This window comes from Rhizobium sp. AQ_MP, assembly GCF_014237835.1.
In the GTDB taxonomy this organism is placed as follows: Bacteria; Pseudomonadota; Alphaproteobacteria; order Rhizobiales; family Rhizobiaceae; genus Allorhizobium.
Map to the genome: position 1 here is coordinate 322,145 of NZ_JACJVI010000001.1, position 24,417 is coordinate 346,561.

The following is a 24,417-nucleotide window of genomic DNA, read 5'->3' on the forward strand; positions in this document are numbered from 1 at the left end:
ACGCGAGGCATTTTTTGAAGGTGGGCAGGGCTGAAACAGCCTGCATCAGGTCCCGAGCGAGCCGAGCTGTGGCCAGAGGCCGAGAACACCGATCACGATCAGATAGATTGCGACCACATAATTGAGCAGGCGCGGCATGATCAGGATCAGGATGCCGGCGATAAGGGCGACGAGCGGTTGGATGACGAGCATGTTGTCCATGGAAATGGTCCTTCGTGGATGGGCCAGCCGTAAAGATCTGTCGAGGCTGATTGTTCCATTCTCTGGCCATCTGGCGGCTGGCCCTCCTTGCTGCTATTGCCGAAGAAACCAGACAGACAGGAGCGCCCGATGATCCAGACACCCTTCACCGATCCCGCCGTGATGGCCGAACTCGTGGCGAAGATGCTCTGGGAGATCAAGGCGGTGCATTTCAATGCAGCCGAGCCCTACAAGCTCTCCTCGGGCATGAGGAGCCCCGTCTACATCGACTGCCGCAAGCTTCTGTCCTATCCGCGCGTGCGCTCCGCCGTCATGGATTTTGCCGCAGCGACCCTGATGCGCAATGCCGGCTTCGAGCAGTTCGACTGCATCGCCGGCGGCGAGACGGCGGGTATCCCGTTTGCAGCCCTGCTCGCCGATCGCCTCGGCCTGCCGATGATCTATGTGCGCAAGGCCCCGAAGGGCCATGGTCGCAACGCCCAGATCGAAGGCCATATGCCGGAAGGGGCGCGCGTTCTCGTCATCGAGGACCTGACGACGGCGGGCGGCAGCATGTTCAAGTTCATCGATGCCATCAGGGCTGCCGGCGGCGTCGTCGACCATGGCATCGCGCTGTTCTTCTACGGCATCTTCCCAGAGGCCGAGCAGCGTTTTGAAGATGGCAAGGTGAAGCTCCACTACATCGCCACCTGGCGGAATGTTCTGGCTGTGGCCCGCGATCAGAAGCTCTTCGATGAAAAGACCCTGTCGGAAGTCGAAGCCTTCCTGGATGCCCCGCTTGCCTGGTCGGGTCGCAATGGTGGGATTTCGTCTCTTTGATGAGCAGATGCCCACGCTGCCCTCTGGCTTAATGGCCCGAGTTGGTTTAAATCGATTGAAAATGATGCCTGGGAGGCCTCGATGATCCTGTGTTGCGGCGAAGCGCTGATCGACATGTTGCCACGCGAAACCACGCTCGGCGAGCGCGCCTTTGCGCCCTATGCCGGCGGCGCGATCTTCAACACGGCCATTGCGCTTGGCCGTCTTGGCATCGAGACAGGCTTCTTTACCGGCCTCTCCGACGACATGCTCGGGGACATCCTGCGCGACACGCTGAAATCCTCGGGCGTCGACTACAGTTATTGCGCCACGCTTTCGCGCCCCTGCACGATCGCGCTGGTCAAGCTGACCAACGGCCAGGCTTCCTATGCCTTCTACGACGAGAACACAGCAGGGCGTATGATCACCGAAGCCGACCTGCCCAAGCTCGATGACAGCTGCGAGGCCCTGCATTTCGGTGCGATCAGCCTGATCCCGGAACCCTGCGGCTCGACCTACGAGGCGCTGATGACCCGCGAGCACAAGACCCGCGTGATCTCGCTCGACCCCAACATCCGCCCCGGCTTCATCAAGGATAAGGCGGCCCACCAGGCCCGCATCGCCCGCATGGCCGATATGTCCGACATCCTGAAATTCTCCGACGAAGACCTCGACTGGTTCGATCTCCAGGGCAGCCAGGACGAACGCGCCGGCTATTGGCTGACGCGCGGCGCGAAGCTCGTGGTGCTGACCAAGGGTGCTGAAGGCGCGACAGCCTACACCGCCAATTTCAAGGTCTCGGTGCCCTCGAACAAGGTCGAAGTCGTCGACACTGTCGGTGCTGGAGATACGTTCGATGCGGGCATTCTGGCATCGCTCAAACGCCAGGGTCTGCTGACCAAGGAAAAGGTCGCAACGCTCTCGGAAGACGCCGTCCGCGAGGCGCTGACGGTGGGCGCGAAGGCTGCGGCCGTGACCGTGTCGCGTGCAGGGGCCAATCCGCCGACGGCGGCGGAGATCGGGTTCTGAGGATAGGGAGGCGGCAGGGGAGATCGACTTGCCTGCCAACAGCCTCATGCTTTGCCGAACGGATTGACGATACGCAGGCGGTCATCGATGACGAGGCCGTCCTGCATGTCTTCGGACATCAATGTATCGCACCCGGCCAGAAGTGCGGCGGCAACAATCATCGCATCATAGATGGAGAGCCCATAGCGCTCGGCGATCCGCAGTCCGGTCTCGTGTGTCGCCTGTGTGATGGGTTCCACCGTCAGCAATGCGCGGGTCATGTCAAGAAACACATACGTCTCCGGCCATGACATCCCCATTTTCCGACGCAGGACATTGGCGATTTCGTTGAGGACCTGAACGCTGATCGTGCCACCTTGACCGAGTACGGCCTCCACCCTATCGGCTTTCTCGTCATCGCCGGAGGCGAGGTAAAGCAGCACGTTCGTATCGACGAACCTACCGCCCATTTGCCTCATCCCGGTCGAACTTGAAGTCGACCGGCAACCGTCCTCGGAAGGCTCGCAGGCGTTCAAGCAGATCTTGCGGTGTCGGCTTGCGCGCCACATCGAGTTCGCGCCAGTCTGCGGCGCGAATTTCGACATGATCGCCTTCCTTCAAGTTCAGGGCTTCGACCACGCTGGTGGGAAGGCGGACGGCAAGGCTATTGCCCCATTTCGCGATCTGCATGGTGGGCTCCGATGATATCTGGTCCTTCAAATGTATATCACCGTAGCCTCAAATCAAGCGGGGCCCCCTGGGATTGAATCGGAGAATTGGTTGGAAGCTTTACAGACTGTAGGTTCCAGCTTCGTCTAGCTGGATCGGAAAGCGCTGCGATGCGACTTCATCGAGCCTCAGATTGCTCTTGGCCTGTTTTTCCAGGGCCTTGGTCAGCTTGTCGTTCGCCTCGGGATCCTTGGCGCTGTTGATCACGTCCTGGATTGACACGCCCAGCTTGTCGAGACCGAGTTCCTTCTCCAGGCCCCGAACAGCGTTATCGCCGCCTTTCATCTTGAGTTTGCCGAGCGCTTTCTGCATGGCATCAACAAAGTCTTCTCTCGACGCAAAGTTTGCCTGGTCTACGCCAAGGGCTTTGCCGGTCCGGTCGATCAGATCGAGCTTCAGCTTGTTGATGCTGAGATGGTTCAAGCTGAAGAGGGAGCCCGAAATTTTTGACTGTGCCTGCGTCGGCTGAAGGGCGCTGCTGACCTGTTCGCTGATGCCATTTGCGACCGCCAACAGGTCGCCGGAACCAGCGTCTGGCTGATGGTTCGGTTGGACAGATGCAGTTTGTTGGAGGATCAGCAGAGCCGCAGAATTTGTCGAGGTGATACTTGTCATGGGGTTCTCCAGCTAGCTCGATACCTCCGGATCATGGACGGTCCGAGTAACAGCGCCAAAGCCTCATGCAGTAGCCGCGAAAAACGATTAGGTTCGCAACCTAACAGCGAATCATTAAAACTTCCAGATGCCGAATGAGATGGAGCTATTGCTCGCAACTCACCCCGTCTTCCGCTCCGCCAGCGCCGACACCAATCCCGCCGTCGAGCTGTCATGCCCGGTCGCCGCGACCTTGCCCTGCACGACCGGCAAAAGCCCCGTCGCCAGTTCCTTGCCGAGCTCCACGCCCCACTGGTCGAAGGAATTGATGCGGAAGATCACGCCTTCGACGAAGACGCGGTGTTCGTAAAGCGCGATCAGGCGCCCGAGCGTATAGGGGGTCAGCTGCTCGTAGACGAAGGTGATCGACGGGCGGTTTCCGGAGAAGACGCGGTGCGGGGCGAGGAAATCCGCTTCCTCGTCTGACACTCCCTTGGCGGTCAGCTGGCTCTTGGCTTCGGCCAGCGTGCGGCCCTTCATCAGCGCTTCCGACTGCGCCAGGCAATTGGCGATCAGCAGTTCGTGCTGGTGGCGCAGTTCTGGCTCGAAGCCATTGGCGGCGATCAGGAACTCGGCCGGGATGACGCTCGTGCCCTGGTGGATGAGCTGGTAGAAGGCATGCTGGCCATTGGTGCCCGGCTCGCCCCAGACGACGGGGCCCGAGGCACCCTGAACCGGCTTGCCGTCGATCGTCACGCTCTTGCCGTTCGATTCCATGTCGAGCTGCTGCAGATAGGCCGGGAAACGTGACAGCCGCTGGTCATAGGGCAGGATCGCCCGCGTCGCATAGTTGAGGACATTGCGGTGATAGACGCCGAGCGCGCCGAGCAGCATCGGCAGGTTCTGCCGGAAGGGGGCGTTGCGGAAATGCTCGTCCATCGCATGGCCGCCGGCAAGGAAGTCGCCGAAATTGTCTGGCCCGATCGCGATCATCAGCGGCAGGCCGATGGCCGACCAGATGGAATAACGACCGCCGACCCAGTCCCAGAAACCGAAGACGCGGGATTGATCGATGCCGAAGGCGGCGACCTTGTCGAGCGCGGTCGAAACGGCGCAGAAATGATGGCCGACAGCCGCTTCCCCGAGCGCATCGGCAATAAACGCGCGCGCCGTCTGGGCGTTGGTCATCGTCTCGATCGTCGTGAAGGTCTTCGAGGCGACAATGAAGAGCGTGGTCTCGGCATCAAGCGTTTTCAGCGTGTCAGCAATATGCGCGCCGTCGATATTGGAGACGAAATGCAGGCGCGGTCCGTCATGGAAGGGCGAGAGCGCCAGCGTCGCCATGACGGGGCCGAGATCCGAGCCGCCAATGCCGATATTGACGACATCGGTGATCGCCTTGCCGGTGGCACCCTTCATCTCGCCGGAGCGGATGCCGTCAGCAAAGGCACCCATGGCCTCGAGCACACCATTGACGTCAGGCATGACGTCGCGGCCATCGACGATGACCGGGCGGTTGGAGCGGTTGCGCAGCGCGGTATGCAGCACGGCGCGGCCCTCGGTGAAATTGATCGGTGCGCCCGAAAACATCTGATCGCGCTTTTCGGCGACACCGGCAGCCACCAGCAGCTGTTCGAGTTGGTCGAGCACCTCGTCATTCACGGCGCATTTGGAGTAATCCATCAACAGGTCGTCGAGCGAAGCCGAGAAACGGCTGAAGCGCTGCGGATCTGCGGCAAAGGCGGCGCGCAGGTCCTCGGCATGCGTGGCAGCGACCGTGCTCGTCAGTGTGTCGATGATGGATTGCATCGGAATGTCCCTGGTTCGACGATGATGCCGGGGACCTTATTAGCGACTTGAGACGGGATCAAGACGAAGGGGAGGCCGAAGCCTCCCCAAATTTAAATCGATTTATTTTCCGTCGCGCAACTCGCGCCGCAGGATCTTGCCGACATTGGTCTTCGGCAGTTCGGTACGGAATTCGATGTAGCGCGGCCGCTTGTAATTGGTGAGGTTCGCGGCGCAATGCGCCTTCAGCTCGTCGATGGTAAGGTTCGGATCCTTCTTCACCACGAAGAGCTTGACTGCTTCGCCCGAATGCTCGTCCGGTACGCCGACGGCCGCGCATTCCAGCACGCCCGCATGCATCACGGCCACTTCCTCGATCTCGTTCGGATAGACGTTGAAGCCGGAGACCAGGATCATGTCCTTCTTGCGGTCGACGATCTTCACATAGCCGCGTTCGTCCATCAGGCCCATATCGCCGGAGCGGAAGAAGCCGTCCTCGCTCATCACCTTGGCCGTTTCTTCCGGGCGCTGCCAGTAGCCGGCCATGACCTGTGGTCCACGGATGCAGATTTCGCCTACTTCGCCGATCGGCAGCGTGTTGCCGTCCTCGTCACGAATCTCGATATCGGTCGAGGGAAGCGGCAGGCCGATCATCCCGGTGAATTCGCGCACGTCGAGCCTGTTGACGGTCGCTACCGGCGAGGTCTCGGACAGGCCGTAGCCCTCGGTGATCGGACGGCCCGTCATGTCGAGCCAGCGCTCGGCTACCGGCCGCTGGATCGCCATGCCGCCGCCCAGAACCAGCATCAGCGAGGAGAAGTCGATCTTCTTGAATTCCGGGTTGTTCATCATCGCGTTGAACAGCGTGTTGAGGCCCGGGAACACATGCGCCTTGAAGCTCTGCAGCTCCTTGATGAAGGCCGGGATATCGCGCGGATTGGCGATGAGCAGATTATGGGCGCCAAGAGCAATGCCCATCAACGAATTCACGGTCAGCGCGAAGATATGGTAGAGCGGCAGCGCGCAGACGAAGTTGAGCACGTCGGGACGGGCCTGGCCGGCAAACGCCGCTTCCAGCCACAGCGCGATCTGCTGCTTGTTGGCGAGCAGATTGGCATGCGTCAGCGTCGCGCCCTTGGAAACGCCGGTTGTGCCGCCGGTATACTGCAGGAAGGCGACATCGCTCGACGCCACGTCGACAGGCTTCAGCGACTGCCTCTCGCCTTGGGCCAGCATGGCCTTGAAGCCGGTATGACCCGGGATCGACCAGGCCGGGACGAGCTTTTTCACCTTGCGGACCACGAGATTGACGATGTGACCCTTCAGGCCCAGCATGTCGCCCATAGTGCAGACGACGACATGCTTGACGTCGGTGCGGGCCACGACCTGTTCCACCGTATGGGCGAAGTTTTCCAGAACCACGATCGCCTTGGCGCCTGAGTCCTTCAACTGGTGCTCAAGTTCGCGCGGTGTGTAGAGCGGGTTGACGTTCACGACCGTCATGCCTGCGCGCAGGATGCCGTAGACGGTCACCGGATTCTGCAGGATGTTCGGCGTCATGACAGCGACGCGGTCACCCTTGGCGAGACCCTTGGACTGCAGCCAGGCGCCGACCTTGCGGGACTGCTGCTCCAGTTCGCGGAACGTCATGCCCCGACCCATGCTGGAGAAAGCCAGCCGGTCAGCGAATTTCGCGCAGCTCGCTTCAAACAGCGCACCGAGCGAGGGATGCGCGTGCGGCGCGATTTCGGCCGGAACCGAGGCCGGATAGGAATTGACCCAGATCTTTTCTGCTGCGCGCCCGCTGAGGCGGCTCAAGGTTTCCGTCATGTAATCCTCCCGAATCAATGGTCTGCCGTGCACGCCCTTTCGGAACCGGTTCCTCCCCAGGTCCCGGAAGCTTATGCTTTCGCACCGGCAGTGCAAGTGCGAGAACGCTATATAACCTTGACGTAAACGTCAACAATTCCATCACGCGTCTCAGCGCTGGATTGTGGGGAACCATGCGGGAGCGCTTCCCGTTACCTCTTTCATCGACAACCAGGAAGGAGGATTTTCCATGTTGCAGGAAAACCGCAATACCGCCGCCGGACAGGATCCCTATGTCAAGGATACCCCGAGCCTGATCGCCAGCGACAAGGTCGAGGGCACAGCCGTTTACGGCCGCGATGGCGATCGTATCGGTTCCATCCAGAGGGTCATCCTCGAAAAGAGGGGCGGCCGTGTCGCCTATGCCGTTCTCGGTTTCGGCGGCTTCTGGGGGATCGGCGACGACTATTACCCGCTGCCGTGGGAAAAGCTGACCTATGACGAAAGCCTCGACGGCTATCGCATCGACCTCACCAAGGAACAGGTGGAGGGGGCGCCACGCGCTCGCGACGATAGCGACGAGTGGTACCGTAACAATGGTCGTTCGGTCTATGACTACTATGGCGTTCCGCCTTACTGGATCTGACCGTTCGACGACCTTCGTCGACCATCATGAGAAGGCGTCACCCGAACCGGGTGGCGCCTTTTTCTTGCGGTTGACATGATGGGCCTGACCGGAGAAACCACGCGGCAGAGTGGTTTTGGGAGGCGGGCATGCACGGCACTGAAGGGATCGACGCGGCGAAAGGCAAAGTGACAGCAGCAGTGGTCGGCATCGATCTGGGCGGTACCAAAATTCTGGCCGGGATAGCCGATCTTGAAGGCAAGGTTCTGGCCACCCTCCGCGAAGAGACCGCTCACGGCCCGGGTGCGCCCGTCCTCGATCAGATGGCCGCTCTCGTTGGCAACCTCGCGATCAAGGCGGGTCTGGACGTGGCAAGCGTCTGCCGCGTGGTGATCGGTGTGCCGAGCGCGGTGTCGCCGAAAACCGGTCTTGCTTCTCTTTCGCCCAATCTGGCCCTTCCAGAGGACCGGCCCTTGGCCGAGCTGATGTCGGACCGTCTGCGTCTGCCTGTCGATGTCGAAAACGACGTCAATCTCGCAGCTTTCGGCGAGGCGGTTGCCGGCGCAGGGAGGGGCCTCGACAATGTCGCCTTCCTCTCCTTCGGCACCGGCGTCGGCCTGGGTCTGGTTGTAGATGGCAGGATGCTGCGCGGTGCCTTCGGGCGCGCAGGCGAAATCGCCTATCTGCCGACCGGATCGGACGTGCATCGGCGCGCACCCAGGTCGGAAAACGGTCTCTTCGAGGATGAAGTCGGCACCCGGGGTGTGGTATCACGAAATCCGGATATCGGTGGCGTCCGCGAACTCTTCGAACGTGCAGAGGCCGGCGACGCAACAGCCAGAGAAGCTATCGATGATCTCGCCCGGCGGGGCTCGGTCGGCTTGGCCTCCGTCCACGCGCTGATTGATCCTGAGGTGACGGTCATTGGTGGCGGAATCGGCAGCCAACCCTGGTTTTTCGAACGCATCCGCCACCATCTGGCGCCGTTGCTTCCCTTCGACTGCCACCTCGAGCCGAGCCGCCATGGCGCCGAAGCCGGCATGCTGGGCGCTGTGCTGAATGCGGTCCACAGGGAAACGCGACGCGCTTGAGGTTCAAAGACTGAGAGACGGAAGTTATATGGTGCCGCTTACGTGACTCGAACACGTGACCCCATCATTACGAATGATGTGCTCTACCGACTGAGCTAAAGCGGCCCGCGCTGAACGGGTGTTGACCCGCCGCGTTGGTGAGGGGCTGATACAGGGATTGCCCGCTGATTTCAAGACGGATTTCGGCGGCCGGGGGAAAAAATCCTGGGCCGCCGAAACGTGCACCTGCTTACTTCAGGGGCCATGTCTTCGGCCATTCGGACGGGTCGATCTGCTGATCCTCACTGAACTCGGAAGGGCAGTCGCGGAAGGTTTCCTCGACAAGCGCGAGCTGCGCACCCATCGCGCCTTCGACAAGCTTCCACTCGCTGTAGGTGCCGCAGTCGCCCACGCCACGTCCCTTGAAAAAGGACGAGAAAGTCCGCTCCTTCCAATCATAGCCAAGATTGAAGGCCTGTATGCTGGCGCTCGGTGCGCCCTCGACCATGCCTGGGAAGGCAAGTGGCGTGATCATCTCATAGGCGTCGACATAGGCTGCGAACGGCATGTTGTAGGCACCGCTCGAACCACAAGGTGTGATGTAAACAGTGGTGTTGTCGTCGATCTTGTGGGAAAGCGCATTGCCCTCGAGCATCGACGGCTCGGTGCCGGCGCAGGCGCCACCTTCGGCAAACTGGCTGCGGATTCCTGCCGGCAATTCCTCGATCGTTGTGATGTCGTTGACCGGAAGAGGTGCGTTCGGCGCCTTGTCGCCGATAGATACCAACGCATCGGTATGGCCAATACGGTCCTGGTATTCGTCGATGAAGAGCAAGCTCGCTGCGGCACCTGCCAGCGGAACCTCCCCCTCGACACGTTTTTCGCCGCGGCTCAGGCGGATCACGGCTGTCGAGCCGTTCTTCAAAGCCTCGATCAGGCCGCTGCCGGCCAGATCTCCGCTGACCGCCAGGGAGCCTGCAACCGTGTCGACAGCGACATCCTCCCCGCCAAAGCGAAACGCTTCGCCGCCATCAACGGTGATGCTGACTTCCGCAGCCCCGTCGCTTTCCGTCAGGCTGCTGTCGCTGGACGAGAACATGATCGAGACCGGGGCTTCCGGCTTGCCGCTGCGGCGCAGTTCGACGCTCGACAAGGCACTGTCGGACAGGAACTGGCGCATGGTGCAGGCTCGTGTTTGGCCGCAGAAGGTCTGCCAGGACTTAAATTCCTTGTAGCTCTCATCTTCCGCCTGGGCCATGGGTGCGCCACCGAGAAGAAAAGCGAGCGTGATGAGAAGCTTGGTATGGCGCATGGGGTCCCCGCAAAAACGAATCTGCGGGGACGCTAGCAGTCACGGCCTCAGCCGCAAATCGCCTTTTTTGCGTTCAAATATTCGCGCTCGAGACGGTCGACGACCACTGCGACCGGCTCGACGGCCTTGACCGCGCCAATGCCTTGGCCGCAGCCCCAGATATCCTTCCAGGCCTTCGCCCCCGTAGTGGCCTTGTCGAAGTCCATTTTCGAAGGATCCGCGACAGGCAGGTTGTCCGGATCGAGCCCGGCCGCCTTGATCGACGGCTTCAGGTAGTTTCCGTGTACGCCGGTGAAGTAGTTGGAATAGACGATGTCGTTTGCATGGGCATCGACGATGGCCTGCTTGTATTCGTCAGACGCCCGTGCCTCTTCGGTCGCGATGAAGGGCGAGCCGATATAGGCCATGTCGGCACCCATCGCCTGGGCAGCCAAGACCGCGCCGCCATTCGCTATGGCGCCGGCGAGCAAAAGCGGTCCATCGAACCATTCGCGGATTTCCTGGACTAGGGCGAAAGGCGAAAGCGTGCCCGCATGTCCGCCGGCGCCCGTAGCGACCGCGATCAAGCCATCGGCACCCTTTCGGATCGCCGAATTGGCGTGGCGATTGTTGATCACGTCATGCAGCACGATGCCGCCATAGGAGTGCACGGCGGCATTGACCTCCGGAACGGCGCCCAGCGATGAGATGACGATCGGCACCTTGTATTTGACGCACATCATCAGGTCGTGCTCAAGCCGCTTGTTCGACATGTGCACGATCTGGTTCACGGCAAAGGGCGCGGCCGGGCGATCGGGATTCTTCGCGTTGTGAGAGGCGAGTTCTTCGGTGATCTCGGCCAGCCATTCGTCGAGTTGTGCCTCGGGTCGGGCATTAAGCGCGGGAAAGGCGCCGACAATCCCGGCTTTGCATTGGGCGAGTGTCAGCTTCGGATGTGATATGATGAAGAGCGGCGAGGCCACGACGGGAAGCCTCAGATTGTCTTTCAGGATCGGCGGCAGGGCCATCACTTCACCTCCCATGAAGTTTACGTTTACGCAAACGTCAAATAGCAGATCGCAGCAAGCGAGGAAAGCCGGTCCGTCAATACCACTGCGACCTCGCCAGGCAGTCATGTCGACCGGGTGGACCAGACGCCGCCCGGTCGGCCTCATTCCTGTGTTTATTCGACGCCATACCAGTTTTCCGGGCTTGTGCTCGAAAAATCCAGAGTTTACCGAATCGAAATCATGTTTGCGATGTGGCAGGGGCGACCCCCGAAGGAGTATGGCGGCCAATGAGTGGATTGGAAACGGCCATCAGAAACGCCCTGGAGCGCGCCGACCGTTCGAATGCGGAAGCACGTGCGCGCGTCTATCAATCGGCGCGTCAGGCGCTCGAAGCCGGCCTGCGCAAGCAGAACATCGATGACCCCGAAGCCGTAAACTATCAGCGCCGTCGGCTGGAGACGCTTATTCATTCCATCGAGCTGGAAGAACGCGCCCGCCTTGAAGTGCGTGTCGAGCCTTCTCACCGAGGTGTCGCAGCACCCGTTTCATCGACCATGCGGCCTGCAGCGGAACCGATTGCGCCACCGCCGATCGACCGGCCGGCCGGGCGCGTCGAGCCAGGTTTTGCGAGCATCGATCCGCCGATGGCGCCTCAGCCCGTCCAGCGGGAGCCGGTGTTTGAAGATGATTTCGATCCTGCGCCACGTGCGTCGGTGGACACCCATGCCGATGACGAAGGGCCGATACCCGACATGCGGTCGGAACGCCCGCTGAAAGCGCCGCGCCGTCGCAAGGGGCTCTTTGCGAGGCTGATGATCACGTCAGTCTTTCTGGCGACACTCGGCATTGGTGCTTGGTGGGTCTATTCCTCCGGACTGCTTCTTTCTGAGGCTGCACGCGACACCTCCGTTCCCAATCCTCCGCCGCGTGTAGAGGCTGAAGACTTCACTGAGGCACCCCAGGCTACCGCGCCAGCGGGATCGGGCGGCCCCCAGGCACTCGATGCCCAAGGTGGCTTTTCCGATGACTGGATCGAAGTCTTCGAGCCGCAGCAGATCTCGTCCTTGCGTCCGCGCGCCAACGCGCTCGTCGATATCGTGACCGCCAGCGACGGCAGTGCCGCACAGATCATTTCCCGCAGTGGCGATCAGGCCGGCGTTATCGAGGTGACGGTGCCCACGGAAGTGCTGCGCGAACTGGCAGGCCGTACCTCCACGATCGCGCTGACCGTGCAGTCGACGGACGACAAGCCGGTGCAGATTTCGGTGGAATGCGATTTTCCGCGCATGGGCGACTGCCCGCGCCACCGCTTCACGGTCAACCCGCAAAAGCTCGATGCGCTTTTCCGGGTGTCCTTTGACAATGGCATGGCGCCATCCACGCCAGGCCGTCTGTTGATAAACGCGGATCTCGAAGGCCGCGGGCGTGGCGTCAATCTCTACGCTGTCCGTGTGCTGCCCGGGCAGTGAACGTGTTAAGGGGGAGCCCAGTGCGGAGCGCCGCCCTTCCTACTTCAGGAAGTCCGGTCCGCTGCCGATGATTTTTTTGTCGAGCTTGCCGATCTTTTCGAGATCCTTACCCTCGTAGTCCAGCGACTGCAGCATGTGACGGATGAGATTGAGCCGTGCGCGGCGCTTGTCATTGGCATGCAGGACCGTCCAGGGCGCGCGCTCGGTGTGGGTTTCCTTCAGCATCCGGTCGCGCTTCTTGGTATAGTCGTCCCACTTGTGCAGCGCTGCAATATCCATCGGTGAGAGTTTCCAGCATTTCAATGGATCATGCCGACGGTCATGGAAGCGCTTGAGCTGCATCTCCTGTCCGGTATCCAGCCAGAACTTGAAGAACCGGATGCCCTCCCTTTCGATGAGCTTCTCGAACCGCGGCACTTGTTCGAGAAAACTCTCATACTGGTCTGGCGTGCAGAAACCCATGACAGGCTCGACGCCTGCGCGGTTGTACCAGGAGCGGTCGAAGAGAACGAATTCGCCAGCCGTCGGGAAGTGCGAAACATAGCGCTGGAAGTACCACTGGCCCCGCTCGGTTTCCGTCGGCTTGGTCAGGGCGACGACACGGGCCGAGCGTGGGTTCATGTAAGAGAGTGTCGCGTGGATTGCGCCACCCTTGCCCGCTGCATCGCGGCCCTCGAAGAGCGCCATCACCCGCTCGCCGGTCTTCTGCATCCAGAACTGAACCTTCACCAGTTCGATTTGGAGTTGGGTAAGCTGCTGCTCGTAATCCTTTTCGGAAAGCTTCTTGCCATACGGAAAGCCGCCGGACTTGAGCGCATTGTCCTCGATCCAGGCAGGTAGATCGGGTAGGTCGATGTCGAAAATCCTCTGGGTGCCCCCCACCGACAATGTCACTGCCCTGCTTTCTGTCTGCGCATCCATCCGCGGCTCCCTTTGGTTTGTGTGCGTTCGATCGCTCTACTTGAGACCAAGCCGAAATGAAGTTCAAGCCGGTCGGTTCTGCCTGCACCTTGGCATCTAGGCGGGGATAGGACGGGGAAGCGATGGCACAGCGGCGTAACTTCTGTCATGAATCCCGGATATCAGGCTTCCAAGGACAAAACGGCAGAGAGTGTGTGCGCATGCAGGACGATAGGGGTGACGGCTGGCGCGACGATCTCCGACGCGTGCTTTCGGCCTGGGTCTATATTCTTGCGGCCGCTGTTCTCTCGATAACTGCCTGGGCCACCGGAGCAGCGACCGGTTACGCAGTCATCCTGTTTGTCCTGCTGTTCTTGCTGGTGGTGTTTCGACAACTGCCGGGAGAGGAGGTACCCACCACCGCGCCGACTGCACCGGCGCTCCAGACGCCTGCTGCCGATCCGCTCCCGCTGATCCTGGCTTCGCTGGACGGGATCGACATGCCGATCTTCGTACTGAATCCGGAAGCGGAGATGATCGCCCAGAACCAGTCCGCAGAGAGGGTCTTTGGTGCCTTGCTCAGTGGGCTGCATGTTTCCACCCGCTGGCGGTCTCCTGGGATACTCGACATGATCCGCGAGACCACGGAGACTGGCGTGCCCGACCAGATCGAGCATTCCGAACGGCATCCGTCCGAGCGGGTCTATATCGTCCGCGTCGCACAGGTCGATCCGGCCGTAACGTCGGGCGCCGACTACTTCCTTCTGTCCTTCCGGGATATCTCCGAGCTGCGTCGCCTGGATAGGATGCGCAGCGATTTCGTCGCCAATGCCAGCCATGAATTGCGCACACCACTCGCCTCGCTGCGCGGCTTCATCGAAACCATGCAAGGCCCGGCCCGCGACGACGTCAAAGCCAAGGACCGATTCCTCGCCATCATGCTGGATCAGGCGAACCGCATGAGCCGACTTGTGGATGATCTTCTGTCTTTGTCGCGTCTTGAGCTTAAGGCACATGTGCCGCCGGATCAGACAGTGGAACTGGCGCCGATCATCGGCCATGTCCGCGACAGCCTGGCTCCGCTGGCCGCCGAACTCGGTGTCGAAATACGCCTGGATCTGCCCGACGAGAAGATCGAGGTCATGGGTGAACGCGATGAGCTGGTTGAGGTTTTCGAGAACCTCATCGAGAACGCCTGCAAGTATGGACAGGATGGCAAGGTCGTCGAGGTAACGCTGCGCCAAGACGTCGGAGGCGCAACCGAAGTCAGCGTCAGGGACCACGGCCCAGGCATCCCCGCTGAACATGTTCCGCGTCTCACCGAGCGCTTCTACCGCGTCAACGTGGAGGACAGCCGCTCCAAGAAGGGGACCGGTCTCGGCCTTGCCATCGTCAAGCACATCCTGACGCGTCACCGCGCCAGGCTGATTGTGAAGTCCGAGATCGGCAAGGGAAGCGTCTTTACCGTCAGGTTTTGACATAAAAGGCGCGTTCCCTGTGGTGCTCTTGGCGTAACAGATTGAAATAAAAACAAAATATATGTCACAAATGTTTCACCGAACTGACATAAAAGCGTGAGCGTTGAGCCGCTAAGAACGCAGTCGCCGCTGCTTGGGAGACGCCGCAACGGCCGCAAAGACACACAAGCCCATTTCGGGAGATGATCATGAACGCTCTGAAACTTTCCGTAGCTGCCTTGGCGGCCTCCGTGGCCTTCGCCGGCGCTGCCGTAGCCCGCGACCAGATCCAGATTGCTGGTTCTTCCACCGTTCTGCCTTACGCTTCTATCGTTGCCGAAGCCTTCGGCGAAAACTTCGAATTTCCGACCCCGGTCGTTGAGTCCGGCGGTTCGGGCGCCGGCCGCAAGAAGCTTTGCGAAGGCGTGGGTGAAAACACCATCGACATCGCAAACTCGTCCTCGCGCATCAGCAAGTCCGACATCGAGCTCTGCAAGACCAACGGCGTGAACGACATCCAGGAAGTTCGCATCGGTTACGACGGCATCGTGTTTGCTTCGGATATCAATGGTCCGGAATATGCCTTCACTCCGGCTGACTGGCACAACGCTCTCGGTGCCAAGGTCGTCAAGGACGGCAAACTCGTAGACAACCCCTACAAGAACTGGAACGAGATCCGCGCTGACCTGCCGGCCCAGCCGATCCTGGCGTTCATCCCGGGCACCAAGCACGGTACCCGCGAAGTCTTCGACACCAAGGTCATCGAAGCCGGCTGCGAAGAGAACGGCACCCATGAAGCTCTCCTGACCGCCAACAACGGCGACAAGGACGCTGCCAAGAAGGGCTGCATGGCGCTTCGTACCGATGGCGTATCCGTTGACATCGACGGCGACTACACCGAGACGCTCGCTCGCGTCGACGCAAACAAGAACGGCATCGGCGTCTTCGGTCTCTCCTTCTACCAGAACAACACCGACAAGCTGCGCGTAGCCACCATGGGCGGCGTTGTTCCTTCGGTTGAAACCATCGCTAAGGGCGAATACCCGGTTTCGCGTCCGCTGTACTTCTACGTCAAGAACGCGCACCTCGATGTCATTCCTGGTCTCCAGGAATATGTAGAGTTCTTCGTTTCTGACGAAATGGCCGGCCCGGATGGCCCGCTTGCTGCCTATGGCCTCGTTTCCGACCCGGAACTCGCCAAGACGCAGGAATCGGTCAAGGCCCGCACGCCGATGGCGCCGCTGAACTAATCTGATGCATCGACCGGCGGCACCTTCGTGCCGCCGGTCTTTTTTGCTGGGGAAATGGCGGGTAACATGGACGCGAGCATCATTATCCTTTGTATTCTAGCGCTTGCGGCACTCGGCTTCGTTCTGGGACGTCGGCAGGCTCTTTCGGTATCGGCGTCGAGCGGCAAGAAGTTGCACTCGCTTCCCGGTTATTACGGCCAGGTGATTGCTTTGGTCACGGCTGTTCCAGCCTTCATCCTTCTCGTTCTGTGGCTTCTCGTGCAGCCGCCGATCGTCGAAAGTCGCATCAGCGGCATGATCCCCGACAGCATCGTGCCGGAAGGCGGAGCCCGTAGCCTGGTAATGGCGGATGTTCGGCGCATTGCAGACGGTATGCAGGCCGTCGAGGCGCGCGCAGCAGGAGCCGGCGCGGATGTCGATGTCGAAGCCCTGGATGCAGAGAATATCCGTGCGCGACTTGGCGAAGTCGGCATCGCGCTCGGCGCGGAAGTCCCGACGGAAGTCTTCGAGGCCGCCAAGGCCTATCGTGAACAGTCCGACTTCGGCCACCTTCTGATGACCATCGCGGTTCTGGCTTTGGCAATCGCGGCCCTCCCCCTGGCCTATATCCGTATCAATCCGGATTTGCGCGCGCGCAACTTGAGCGAAAGCTTCGTCAAATCGATGCTGCTCATTTCCTCACTGGTCGCGATCCTGACAACCGTCGGCATCGTCGGCTCGCTGGTTTTCGAGACCTATGTCTTCTTCACCATGTATCCGGCGAGCGAGTTCTTCTTCTCGACCGTCTGGAACCCTCAGTTCCGCGGTGGGTCCGAACTTGGCATCCTGCCACTCCTCTGGGGCACCTTCTACGTCTCGATCATTTCCTTGATCGTGGCCGTCCCGATCGGCCTGATGATCGCGGTCTACCTGTCGGAATATGCCGGCCCGAACACCCGCAGCATCGTCAAGCCGGCGATCGAAGTCCTGGCCGGTATTCCGACCATCGTCTACGGCCTTTTCGCGCTCGTCACGGTCGGTCCATTCCTGCGCGACTACTTTGCTCAGCCGCTTGGCCTTGGCACTTCCTCTTCCTCAGTTCTGACCGCCGGCCTCGTCATGGGCGTGATGATCATTCCCTTCGTTTCGTCGCTGTCGGATGACATCATCAACGCCGTCCCACAGGCCCTGCGTGACGGTTCCTATGCTCTGGGGTCCACCCAGTCCGAAACCATCAAGCAGGTCGTTCTTCCGGCCGCCCTTCCGGGCATCGTCGGTGCCATCCTGCTCGCCGCCAGCCGCGCGATCGGGGAGACCATGATCGTCGTTCTCGGTGCCGGCGCTGCGGCCAAGCTCGACATCAACCCCTTCGAAGCGATGACCACCGTCACGGTGAAGATCGTCAGCCAGCTAACCGGTGACACCGAGTTCGCAAGCCCCGAGACGCTTGTTGCGTTCGCACTCGGCCTGACACTCTTCGTCATCACGCTCGGCCTCAACGTCGTCGCACTCTACATCGTCCGCAAATACCGGGAGCAGTACGAATGACCGATATGACCGCCATCGGAGCTCCCATGCCCGTAGAAAAGAAGTCCATCCTGACGGTCGACGAGCGCACGCGCCGCCGCAACAAGGCCGAAGCCCGCTTCCGCCTACTCGGCAAGGCTGCCGTGACCTTCGGGATCGTCGCCCTGATCGGCCTGCTCGTCTCGATCATGTCGAACGGCCTGTCCTCCTTCCAGCAGACCTACATCACGCTGGACATCTATCTCGATCCCGCAAAGCTCGACAAATCAGGCAACCGCGACTTGGCCGAAATCTCGAAGGTTTCGACCTTCGGCTATGCGCCACTCATCGAGCAGGCTATGGCCAAGAAGCTTGAAGAGAAGGGGCTGGCAGGCGAGGGCCTGACGCCGAAGGCGGCGGCTGAACTGATCTCCAAGGAGGCCCCCGCCGATCTGCGCCGCTTCGTGCTCGCAGATCCCTCGGTGATCGGCCAGACCTATCCCTTCGACTTCCTCGCCGGTGGCCGCATCGACGGCTACTACAAGGGTCGCGTGACGATGGAGAGCGCAAAGCTCGACCGCAACGTCTCCCCCGAACAGCTCGTACTCGCAGACAAGCTGAAGGAAGCCGGCATCCTGGTGACCAAGTTCAACTGGGCATTCTTCACGGCACCCGACGCCTCCGACACCCGTCCGGAAGCGGCTGGCCTTGGCGTTGCGATCATCGGGTCCGCCTACATGATGCTCATCGTGCTGGTCCTGTCGCTGCCGCTCGGTGTTGCCGCCTCCATCTATCTCGAGGAATTTGCCCCGCAGAACTGGTTCACCGATCTCATCGAGGTCAACATCGCCAACCTTGCGGCTGTTCCCTCGATCGTATTCGGTATCCTCGGTCTTGCCGTGTTGATCAATTTCGTTGGTCTGCCCCAGTCGGCGCCCATCGTCGGTGGTCTGGTGCTCACGCTCATGACGCTGCCGACGATCATCATCGCCACGCGTTCGGCGCTGAAGGCGGTGCCGCCCTCGATCCGCGACGCGGCTCTCGGGGTGGGTGCCTCCAAGATGCAGTCGATCTTCCATCACGTGCTGCCGCTTGCCATGCCGGGCATCCTGACCGGTGCCATCATCGGCCTGGCACGTGCCCTCGGCGAAACCGCTCCCTTGCTCCTGATCGGCATGGTTGCCTTCGTCCGCGAATACCCTGCCGGTCCGCCGGATGGCTTTTTCCAGCCGGCCTCCGCCCTGCCGGTTCAGGTCTACAACTGGACCCAGCGCGGTGACCCGGCCTTTGTAGAGCGTGCATCCGGTGCCATCATCGTGCTCCTGGTGTTCCTGATCCTGATGAACCTGATCGCAATCATTCTTCGCCGCCGCTTCGAGCGTCGCTGGTAAGGAGCTCCCAGATGATGAACAATCTCGCGACCAAGATGACCACGACGAAAGCCCCGACAATGACTGAAGCCAAGATCACCGCCCGCAACGTGCAGGTCTTTTACGGTGAGAAGCATGCCATCAAGGACGTCAATATCGACATCCGCCCCCGTTCGGTGACCGCCTTCATCGGCCCGTCGGGCTGTGGAAAGTCGACCTTTCTGCGCTGCATCAACCGGATGAACGACACGATCGCGAGCTGCCGCGTGGAAGGCCTGATTCAGATCGACAGTGAGAACATCTACGACACCAAGGTGGATCCGGTGCAGTTGCGTGCGAAGGTCGGCATGGTCTTCCAGAAGCCGAACCCTTTCCCGAAGTCGATTTATGAGAACGTTGCCTACGGACCGCGCATCCATGGCCTGGCCCGCAACAAGGCCGAGCTCGATGAGATCGTCTCGACGGCTCTCCAGAAGGCCGGTTTGTGGAACGAGGTCAAGGACCGTCTCGACGCTCCAGGCACCGGTCTTTCCGGTGGTCAGCAGCAGCGCCTGTGCATTGCGCGCGCCGTTGCGGTGAGCCCGGAAGTCATCCTGATGGACGAGCCCTGCTCGGCGCTCGACCCGATCGCGACCGCCAAGGTCGAGGAACTGATCCACGAGCTGCGCGAGAACTTCACGATCGTCATCGTAACCCATTCGATGCAGCAGGCTGCACGCGTCTCTCAGCGGACCGCGATGTTCCACCTCGGCAATCTCGTCGAGGAGAACGACACCGACAAGATGTTCACCAACCCGGATGACCAGCGCACCCAGGACTACATCATGGGCCGCTTCGGCTGAGCCCTGACGTCATCAACGGTCGAACTCAAATTCAAGGACGTTTCAAATGGGCTCCACACACATCTACTCGGCCTTCGACGAGGAACTGAAGTTCCTGATGCGCCGCATCTCTGAAATGGGCGGTCTGGCGGAACAGATGGTCGCCGAAAGCGTGCGGGCACTGGTCAACTCCGATGCCGCGCTCGCCCAGAAGGTCATCTCGGACGACGTCCTGATGGATGCCATGGAGCGTGAAATCGGGGACAAGGCTGTCGTGACGATTGCCAAGCGTCAGCCGGTTGCCTCTGACCTTCGCGAAATCATCGGCGCGTTGCGGATCGCCGCCGATCTTGAGCGCGTGGGCGATCTGGGCAAGAGCAATTCGAAGCGCGTCGTGGCCATCCAGGCAACCGGCGTTCCGCGCAAGCTCGCCCGCGGCCTTGAGCACCTGTCGGATCTGGCCCTGGCCCAGCTCAAGGAAGTGCTCGACGTCTACACGACGCGCTCGGCCGAGAAGGCAAAATCGATCCGTGACCGCGACGAGGAGATCGATGCGATCTACACCTCTCTGTTCCGTGAACTCCTGACCTACATGATGGAAGATCCGCGCAACATCACGAGCTGCACGCATCTGCTGTTCTGCGCGAAGAACATCGAGCGCATCGGTGACCACGCGACGAATATCGCCGAGACCATCTACTACATGACCACCGGCGCACAGCCGGAAGGTGAGCGCCCCAAGGAAGATCAGACCGCTTCCGTCGGTGCGATCAACGAGTGACGTTGGCCAGCGAGGTTGGTGTTTGATGCAGCCTAAGATTGCCGTGGTGGAAGACGAAGAGGCGCTCTCGGTCCTCCTCCGTTACAACCTTGAAGCCGAAGGATATGAAGTCGAAACCATCCTTCGGGGTGACGAGGCGGAAATACGCCTACAGGAACGGGTGCCGGATCTGCTGATCCTTGACTGGATGCTGCCGGGCGTCTCTGGCATCGAGCTCTGCCGTCGCCTGCGGGTGCGACCCGAGACAGAGCGTCTGCCGATCATCATGCTGACGGCACGCGGCGAAGAAAGCGAACGCGTGCGCGGTCTGGCAACGGGTGCCGACGACTACGTCGTCAAGCCCTTCTCGACACCGGAACTGATGGCCCGCGTGAAGGCTATGCTGCGCCGTGCAAAGCCCGAGGTTCTGTCCAGCGTTCTACGCTGCGGCGACATCGAACTCGACCGTGAGACGCATCGCGTCCATCGCAAGAGCCGCGAGGTCCGTCTCGGACCGACCGAATTCCGGCTGCTCGAGTTCCTGATGGCATCGCCAGGCCGCGTCTTCTCCCGTTCGCAACTTCTGGACGGCGTGTGGGGACATGACATCTATGTCGATGAACGCACGGTGGACGTTCATGTCGGTCGCCTGCGCAAGGCGCTGAATTTCTCCAACATGCAGGATGTGATCCGCACCGTTCGCGGCGCGGGCTATTCGATGGAAGCGTGAAAGACATCCACAGTCGCGCATAAGGGGGCCGCGCGGGTGATCGTCGCGGCTCTTTTCTTTTGCGCGAATATCAAACGAAAACAGGCCCCGGAGGGCCTGTCTGAAGTTTCTATCGTGCAAGCTTATTGAGTTGCACTCAGCGGGCCGCCTTGCGGCGCTCGCTCACCGGCTGATAGGCGAGCTTTGCGTGATAGGTGCAGTAGGGTGCGCTGTCGGCAATTTCGCAGCCGCAGAAGTGGAAGTCGTCCTTCATCGGGTCACCGATCGGCCACTTGCAGGTGCGTTCCGTGAGTTCCGTCAATGCCAGTCGACGCGAAATCGGCACGACCACGTTCAGCGGACGGCGAACTTCGACTTCCTCGTAGACCTCGATCTCGACCTCTTCCTTCAGCAGGGTTGCGCCGGCTGCTCGCGCCACGGTCCGCGTGGTCGGATTTGCCGCTGGACGGTTCTGCAGGGCCGCAGGACGCTGCGTCTGGGCCGGACGCTTCGCAGGACGGGCTGCAGACGAGCTGCCGCCGGCCTTGGCGCGGCCCGGAAGGTTCAGCCGGTGAACCTTGCCGATGACAGCATTACGGCTCACGCCACCGAGCTGTGCTGCAATCTGGCTTGCGCTGAGGCCCTCGGCCCACAGCCGTTTCAGTCTTTCGACTCGCTCATCACTCCATTGCACGTTCATGCCGTTTCTCTCCGCCGCTCGCGTCTGTCATGGCAGAATCCGTCACCGTTGCCTCGGATAAATCCGAAGCACAACCGCCTCGATACTGTCGGTGAGCACTTCCGCCGCATGCAATCTATTAATGAAATTTAACCTAGTGGCACGCTGACTCCGTGACAAGAGTCGCGGGAATCATCTGGAATCGATTTCTCGGTTTTCCCCAACTTGCTTCCCGAGTGAGTCAAGTATGCAACAGGTGGAATCTTGTTCCGCACGCTCTTGACGCGAGTGGTCCAAATCCGCGCCTACCCAAGCGATTCCTCCGGAATTCATTGACATCGCAGGGTGAAATGCCGATAGTGCCGGCGCCGCCGCGAGGCGGCATTTTTAATTTTTCTTGGGCCTCCTGCAGGCCGCACCGTCCCTTGTGACGGATCGTCGAGAAGGATCGTGACAGCCATGGCCGAAGCTACGCCGCTCTACCAGACCTACAATCGGGCGCCGCTGCGTTTCGAGCGAGGCGAGGGCGTCTGGCTCGTAACCGAGAGCGGCGATCGCTATCTCGATTTTGCCGCAGGCGTTGCCGTCACCTCCGTCGGCCATGGCCATCCCCATGTGGTCGGTGCCTTGAAGGATCAGGCTGACAAGGTCTGGCACCTCTCGAACCTCTATGAAGTGCCGGGCCAGGAAGTGCTGGCAAAGCGTCTGACCGACGTGACCTTTGCCGATCGCGTCTTCTTCACCAATTCCGGTGCAGAAGCCCTGGAATGTGCGATCAAGACCGCCCGTCGCTATCACTTTGCCAAGGGGCATCCGGAGAAGTTCCACATCATCACGATGGAAGGCGCCTTCCATGGCCGCACCATCGCGACGATCGCCGCCGGCGGCCAGGAGAAGTATCTCGAAGGCTTTGGCCCCAAGGCGCCCGGCTTCGACCAGGTCCCCTTCGGAGACCTTGACGCGGTAAAGGCGGCGATTTCGGATGCGACGGCTGCGATCCTGGTCGAGCCGGTGCAAGGGGAGGGCGGTATTCGACCCATCCCGGTCGAGATGCTGAAGGCATTGCGCGCCATTTGTGACGAGCATGGCCTGCTGCTCATCCTCGACGAAGTCCAGTGCGGCGTGGGCCGTACAGGCAAGCTTTTCGCCCATGAATGGGCTGGCATCACGCCTGACCTGATGGCAGTCGCAAAGGGCATCGGCGGCGGTTTCCCGCTTGGCGCCTGCCTCGCAACCGAGGAAGCTGCCTATGGCATGAAGCCGGGTACCCATGGCTCCACCTATGGCGGCAATCCCCTTGCCATGGCGGTCGGCAATGCCGTGCTCGATGTCGTGCTGGCCGATGGCTTCCTGGATAACGTGCGTGACACCGCTCTCGTCTTCCGCCAGGGCCTCGCTTCGCTGAAGGACCGATATCCCGATGTGATCGAGGATATCAGGGGCGAGGGCCTGATGCTCGGCATCAAGGCCAAGATCCCGAACACCGAACTCTTGATGGCGATGCGCGACGAGCACCTGCTTGGCGTTCCCGCCGGCGACAATGTCATCCGTCTCTTACCGCCGCTGACCGTGACGGCAGAAGAGGCCCGTGATGGTCTCGCCCGTATCGAACACGCCGCGGAGCATATCCGCGCCAAGGCCGCAGTCGCAGCGTCTGCCTAATACAGGACCCATTCATGGCATCTCCGAAGCATTTTCTCGATCTCTCCGCAGTCACGGCAGAGGACCTGCGCGGCATTCTCGAAGACGCGAAGTCCCGCAAGCAGGCGACGAAGGCCGGCACCGCCGACAAGCCGCTGGCCGGCAAGATGCTGGCAATGATATTCGAAAAGCCCTCCACTCGGACGCGCGTTTCCTTTGATGTCGGCATGCGCCAGCTCGGCGGCGAAACTCTGTTCCTATCGGGAACCGAGATGCAGCTCGGCCGTGCGGAAACCATCGGTGATACGGCGAAGGTTCTGTCACGCTACGTCGATGCGATCATGATCCGCACCACTGACCACGCCCGCCTGCTGGAAATGGCAGAGCATGCGACGGTGCCGGTGATCAATGCGCTGACGGATATGACGCATCCCTGCCAGATCATGGCCGACATCATGACGATCGAGGAGCATCGCGGCTCCGTCGCCGGCAAGACTCTTGCCTGGACCGGCGACGGCAACAATGTTCTGCATTCCCTGGTCGAGGGAGCGGCCCGCTTCGGCTACCGCATGAACATGGCCGTGCCGCTCGGCTCCGAGCCGGACGACAAGATCCTCAACTGGGCGCGCAACAATGGCGGTGAGATCATGCTCTGCCATGATGCCGATCGGGCAGTTGCTGGCGCTGACGCGGTGATCACCGATACCTGGGTCTCGATGAACCAGGAGCACAAGGCACGGGGCCACAACGTCTTCCAGCCCTTCCAGGTCAATGCCGAGCTGATGAAAAAGGCCAAGGATGAGGCGCTGTTCCTGCATTGCCTGCCGGCCCATCGCGGTGAAGAAGTCACCGACGAGGTGATTGATGGCGCGCAGTCGGTGGTCTTTGACGAGGCGGAGAACCGTCTGCACGCGCAGAAGTCGATCCTTGCCTGGTGCCTCGGCGCCATCTGA

Annotated in this window: 24 protein-coding genes and 1 tRNA gene; 14 read left to right on the forward strand and 11 right to left on the reverse strand. The window is 60.9% G+C overall.

What is annotated here, in order from left to right:
• Positions 1–45: 45 nt before the first annotated feature.
• Complete coding sequence (locus H6M51_RS01705; RefSeq protein WP_185808154.1) at positions 46–201, reverse strand: DUF3096 domain-containing protein; 156 nt, start codon at positions 199–201, stop codon at positions 46–48.
• Positions 202–330: 129 nt separating this feature from the next.
• Between H6M51_RS01705 and H6M51_RS01710 the strand changes: the two genes are divergently transcribed.
• A complete protein-coding gene (locus H6M51_RS01710; protein ID WP_185808155.1) occupies positions 331–1,020 on the forward strand; it encodes an orotate phosphoribosyltransferase in 690 nt (229 codons plus the stop codon).
• An 81-nt stretch (positions 1,021–1,101) separates the two neighbouring features.
• Positions 1,102–2,028 (forward strand): carbohydrate kinase, encoded by a 927-nt coding sequence (locus H6M51_RS01715; RefSeq protein WP_185808156.1) that lies wholly within the window; start codon positions 1,102–1,104, stop codon positions 2,026–2,028.
• Positions 2,029–2,072: 44 nt separating this feature from the next.
• Here the strand turns inward: H6M51_RS01715 and H6M51_RS01720 are convergent, their stop codons facing one another.
• From H6M51_RS01720 to H6M51_RS01740, 5 genes are all read right to left on the reverse strand, one after another.
• Positions 2,073–2,477 (reverse strand): PIN domain-containing protein, encoded by a 405-nt coding sequence (locus tag H6M51_RS01720; protein WP_185808157.1) that lies wholly within the window; start codon positions 2,475–2,477, stop codon positions 2,073–2,075.
• The gene (locus H6M51_RS01725) at positions 2,467–2,697 is read right to left on the reverse strand and encodes an AbrB/MazE/SpoVT family DNA-binding domain-containing protein (RefSeq protein ID WP_185808158.1); all 231 of its coding nucleotides are present in this window, start codon (positions 2,695–2,697) and stop codon (positions 2,467–2,469) included. Before H6M51_RS01725 ends, H6M51_RS01720 begins: the two co-directional genes overlap by 11 nt.
• Positions 2,698–2,796: 99 nt before the next feature.
• Positions 2,797–3,351, reverse strand: a complete 555-nt coding sequence (locus tag H6M51_RS01730) for a hypothetical protein (protein ID WP_185808159.1) — start codon at positions 3,349–3,351, stop codon at positions 2,797–2,799.
• A gap of 159 nt (positions 3,352–3,510) precedes the next feature.
• Positions 3,511–5,139 carry a glucose-6-phosphate isomerase gene (gene pgi / locus H6M51_RS01735; RefSeq protein WP_185808160.1) on the reverse strand — a complete coding sequence of 543 codons (1,629 nt, stop codon included), beginning with the start codon at positions 5,137–5,139 and terminating at the stop codon, positions 3,511–3,513.
• A gap of 102 nt (positions 5,140–5,241) precedes the next feature.
• Entirely contained in the window at positions 5,242–6,948 is a 1,707-nt protein-coding gene (locus tag H6M51_RS01740; RefSeq protein WP_185808161.1) for a long-chain fatty acid--CoA ligase, read from the reverse strand.
• A 229-nt stretch (positions 6,949–7,177) separates the two neighbouring features.
• On the opposite strand from H6M51_RS01740, the gene H6M51_RS01745 reads away from it, so the two are divergent.
• Together H6M51_RS01745 and H6M51_RS01750 are read left to right on the forward strand one after the other, a co-directional pair.
• Positions 7,178–7,573 (forward strand): PRC-barrel domain-containing protein, encoded by a 396-nt coding sequence (locus H6M51_RS01745; protein WP_185808162.1) that lies wholly within the window; start codon positions 7,178–7,180, stop codon positions 7,571–7,573.
• A 128-nt stretch (positions 7,574–7,701) separates the two neighbouring features.
• Positions 7,702–8,643: an ROK family protein gene (locus H6M51_RS01750; protein ID WP_185808163.1), complete on the forward strand. Its 942-nt coding sequence runs from the start codon at positions 7,702–7,704 to the stop codon at positions 8,641–8,643.
• Positions 8,644–8,672: 29 nt separating this feature from the next.
• Here H6M51_RS01750 and H6M51_RS01755 read toward each other — a convergent pair.
• The 3 genes from H6M51_RS01755 to H6M51_RS01765 all read right to left on the reverse strand — a co-directional run bounded on the left by H6M51_RS01755 (position 8,673) and on the right by H6M51_RS01765 (position 10,941).
• Positions 8,673–8,748: transfer RNA gene (locus H6M51_RS01755), tRNA-Thr, on the reverse strand.
• Between the two features lie 124 nt (positions 8,749–8,872).
• Positions 8,873–9,934: a DUF1176 domain-containing protein gene (locus H6M51_RS01760; RefSeq protein ID WP_185808164.1), complete on the reverse strand. Its 1,062-nt coding sequence runs from the start codon at positions 9,932–9,934 to the stop codon at positions 8,873–8,875.
• Positions 9,935–9,981: 47 nt separating this feature from the next.
• Entirely contained in the window at positions 9,982–10,941 is a 960-nt protein-coding gene (locus H6M51_RS01765; protein ID WP_185808165.1) for a nitronate monooxygenase family protein, read from the reverse strand.
• 269 nt (positions 10,942–11,210) lie between these two features.
• Between H6M51_RS01765 and H6M51_RS01770 the strand changes: the two genes are divergently transcribed.
• The gene (locus H6M51_RS01770) at positions 11,211–12,392 is read left to right on the forward strand and encodes a hypothetical protein (RefSeq protein ID WP_185808166.1); all 1,182 of its coding nucleotides are present in this window, start codon (positions 11,211–11,213) and stop codon (positions 12,390–12,392) included.
• Positions 12,393–12,431: 39 nt separating this feature from the next.
• Here H6M51_RS01770 and ppk2 read toward each other — a convergent pair whose 3' ends face one another.
• Positions 12,432–13,313: a polyphosphate kinase 2 gene (ppk2, locus tag H6M51_RS01775; protein ID WP_185808167.1), complete on the reverse strand. Its 882-nt coding sequence runs from the start codon at positions 13,311–13,313 to the stop codon at positions 12,432–12,434.
• Positions 13,314–13,513: 200 nt separating this feature from the next.
• On the opposite strand from ppk2, the gene phoR reads away from it, so the two are divergent.
• From phoR to phoB, 7 genes are all read left to right on the forward strand, one after another.
• Positions 13,514–14,770 carry a phosphate regulon sensor histidine kinase PhoR gene (gene phoR, locus H6M51_RS01780; protein WP_185808168.1) on the forward strand — a complete coding sequence of 419 codons (1,257 nt, stop codon included), beginning with the start codon at positions 13,514–13,516 and terminating at the stop codon, positions 14,768–14,770.
• Between the two features lie 188 nt (positions 14,771–14,958).
• Entirely contained in the window at positions 14,959–15,999 is a 1,041-nt protein-coding gene (locus tag H6M51_RS01785) for a substrate-binding domain-containing protein (protein WP_185808169.1), read from the forward strand.
• A 66-nt stretch (positions 16,000–16,065) separates the two neighbouring features.
• Entirely contained in the window at positions 16,066–17,526 is a 1,461-nt protein-coding gene (gene pstC / locus H6M51_RS01790; RefSeq protein WP_185808170.1) for a phosphate ABC transporter permease subunit PstC, read from the forward strand.
• Between the two features lie 26 nt (positions 17,527–17,552).
• Positions 17,553–18,875: a phosphate ABC transporter permease PstA gene (gene pstA, locus H6M51_RS01795; RefSeq protein ID WP_246780370.1), complete on the forward strand. Its 1,323-nt coding sequence runs from the start codon at positions 17,553–17,555 to the stop codon at positions 18,873–18,875.
• Positions 18,876–18,910: 35 nt separating this feature from the next.
• Positions 18,911–19,696 (forward strand): phosphate ABC transporter ATP-binding protein PstB, encoded by a 786-nt coding sequence (pstB, locus tag H6M51_RS01800; protein WP_246780371.1) that lies wholly within the window; start codon positions 18,911–18,913, stop codon positions 19,694–19,696.
• Between the two features lie 46 nt (positions 19,697–19,742).
• On the forward strand, positions 19,743–20,456 hold the full coding sequence (phoU, locus tag H6M51_RS01805) for a phosphate signaling complex protein PhoU (RefSeq protein ID WP_185808172.1): 714 nt from the start codon (positions 19,743–19,745) through the stop codon (positions 20,454–20,456).
• A gap of 25 nt (positions 20,457–20,481) precedes the next feature.
• Positions 20,482–21,165 (forward strand): phosphate regulon transcriptional regulator PhoB, encoded by a 684-nt coding sequence (phoB, locus tag H6M51_RS01810; RefSeq protein ID WP_006727960.1) that lies wholly within the window; start codon positions 20,482–20,484, stop codon positions 21,163–21,165.
• 136 nt (positions 21,166–21,301) lie between these two features.
• Here phoB and H6M51_RS01815 read toward each other — a convergent pair whose 3' ends face one another.
• Positions 21,302–21,838, reverse strand: coding sequence for a GcrA family cell cycle regulator (locus H6M51_RS01815; protein WP_185808425.1), 537 nt, complete (start codon positions 21,836–21,838; stop codon positions 21,302–21,304).
• 444 nt (positions 21,839–22,282) lie between these two features.
• On the opposite strand from H6M51_RS01815, the gene H6M51_RS01820 reads away from it, so the two are divergent.
• Positions 22,283–23,485 (forward strand): aspartate aminotransferase family protein, encoded by a 1,203-nt coding sequence (locus H6M51_RS01820; RefSeq protein ID WP_185808173.1) that lies wholly within the window; start codon positions 22,283–22,285, stop codon positions 23,483–23,485.
• A 14-nt stretch (positions 23,486–23,499) separates the two neighbouring features.
• On the forward strand, positions 23,500–24,417 hold the full coding sequence (argF, locus tag H6M51_RS01825) for an ornithine carbamoyltransferase (protein ID WP_185808174.1): 918 nt from the start codon (positions 23,500–23,502) through the stop codon (positions 24,415–24,417).

What these genes read in the sequence shown, in the direction of transcription:
- H6M51_RS01725 (WP_185808158.1), bottom strand. Translation starts at nt 2,697, where the DNA reads ATGCAGATCGCGAAATGGGGCAATAGCCTTGCCGTCCGCCTTCCCACC.
- pstC (WP_185808170.1), top strand. Translation starts at nt 16,066, where the DNA reads ATGGACGCGAGCATCATTATCCTTTGTATTCTAGCGCTTGCGGCACTC.
- H6M51_RS01745 (WP_185808162.1), top strand. Translation starts at nt 7,178, where the DNA reads ATGTTGCAGGAAAACCGCAATACCGCCGCCGGACAGGATCCCTATGTC.
- pstB (WP_246780371.1), top strand. Translation starts at nt 18,911, where the DNA reads ATGACCACGACGAAAGCCCCGACAATGACTGAAGCCAAGATCACCGCC.
- H6M51_RS01705 (WP_185808154.1), bottom strand. Translation starts at nt 201, where the DNA reads ATGGACAACATGCTCGTCATCCAACCGCTCGTCGCCCTTATCGCCGGC.
- H6M51_RS01765 (WP_185808165.1), bottom strand. Translation starts at nt 10,941, where the DNA reads ATGGCCCTGCCGCCGATCCTGAAAGACAATCTGAGGCTTCCCGTCGTG.
- H6M51_RS01740 (WP_185808161.1), bottom strand. Translation starts at nt 6,948, where the DNA reads ATGACGGAAACCTTGAGCCGCCTCAGCGGGCGCGCAGCAGAAAAGATC.
- H6M51_RS01820 (WP_185808173.1), top strand. Translation starts at nt 22,283, where the DNA reads ATGGCCGAAGCTACGCCGCTCTACCAGACCTACAATCGGGCGCCGCTG.
- H6M51_RS01710 (WP_185808155.1), top strand. Translation starts at nt 331, where the DNA reads ATGATCCAGACACCCTTCACCGATCCCGCCGTGATGGCCGAACTCGTG.
- H6M51_RS01720 (WP_185808157.1), bottom strand. Translation starts at nt 2,477, where the DNA reads ATGGGCGGTAGGTTCGTCGATACGAACGTGCTGCTTTACCTCGCCTCC.
- H6M51_RS01715 (WP_185808156.1), top strand. Translation starts at nt 1,102, where the DNA reads ATGATCCTGTGTTGCGGCGAAGCGCTGATCGACATGTTGCCACGCGAA.
- pstA (WP_246780370.1), top strand. Translation starts at nt 17,553, where the DNA reads ATGCCCGTAGAAAAGAAGTCCATCCTGACGGTCGACGAGCGCACGCGC.
- H6M51_RS01730 (WP_185808159.1), bottom strand. Translation starts at nt 3,351, where the DNA reads ATGACAAGTATCACCTCGACAAATTCTGCGGCTCTGCTGATCCTCCAA.
- H6M51_RS01770 (WP_185808166.1), top strand. Translation starts at nt 11,211, where the DNA reads ATGAGTGGATTGGAAACGGCCATCAGAAACGCCCTGGAGCGCGCCGAC.
- pgi (WP_185808160.1), bottom strand. Translation starts at nt 5,139, where the DNA reads ATGCAATCCATCATCGACACACTGACGAGCACGGTCGCTGCCACGCAT.
- H6M51_RS01750 (WP_185808163.1), top strand. Translation starts at nt 7,702, where the DNA reads ATGCACGGCACTGAAGGGATCGACGCGGCGAAAGGCAAAGTGACAGCA.
- H6M51_RS01785 (WP_185808169.1), top strand. Translation starts at nt 14,959, where the DNA reads ATGAACGCTCTGAAACTTTCCGTAGCTGCCTTGGCGGCCTCCGTGGCC.
- argF (WP_185808174.1), top strand. Translation starts at nt 23,500, where the DNA reads ATGGCATCTCCGAAGCATTTTCTCGATCTCTCCGCAGTCACGGCAGAG.
- H6M51_RS01760 (WP_185808164.1), bottom strand. Translation starts at nt 9,934, where the DNA reads ATGCGCCATACCAAGCTTCTCATCACGCTCGCTTTTCTTCTCGGTGGC.
- ppk2 (WP_185808167.1), bottom strand. Translation starts at nt 13,313, where the DNA reads ATGGATGCGCAGACAGAAAGCAGGGCAGTGACATTGTCGGTGGGGGGC.
- phoU (WP_185808172.1), top strand. Translation starts at nt 19,743, where the DNA reads ATGGGCTCCACACACATCTACTCGGCCTTCGACGAGGAACTGAAGTTC.
- phoB (WP_006727960.1), top strand. Translation starts at nt 20,482, where the DNA reads ATGCAGCCTAAGATTGCCGTGGTGGAAGACGAAGAGGCGCTCTCGGTC.
- phoR (WP_185808168.1), top strand. Translation starts at nt 13,514, where the DNA reads ATGCAGGACGATAGGGGTGACGGCTGGCGCGACGATCTCCGACGCGTG.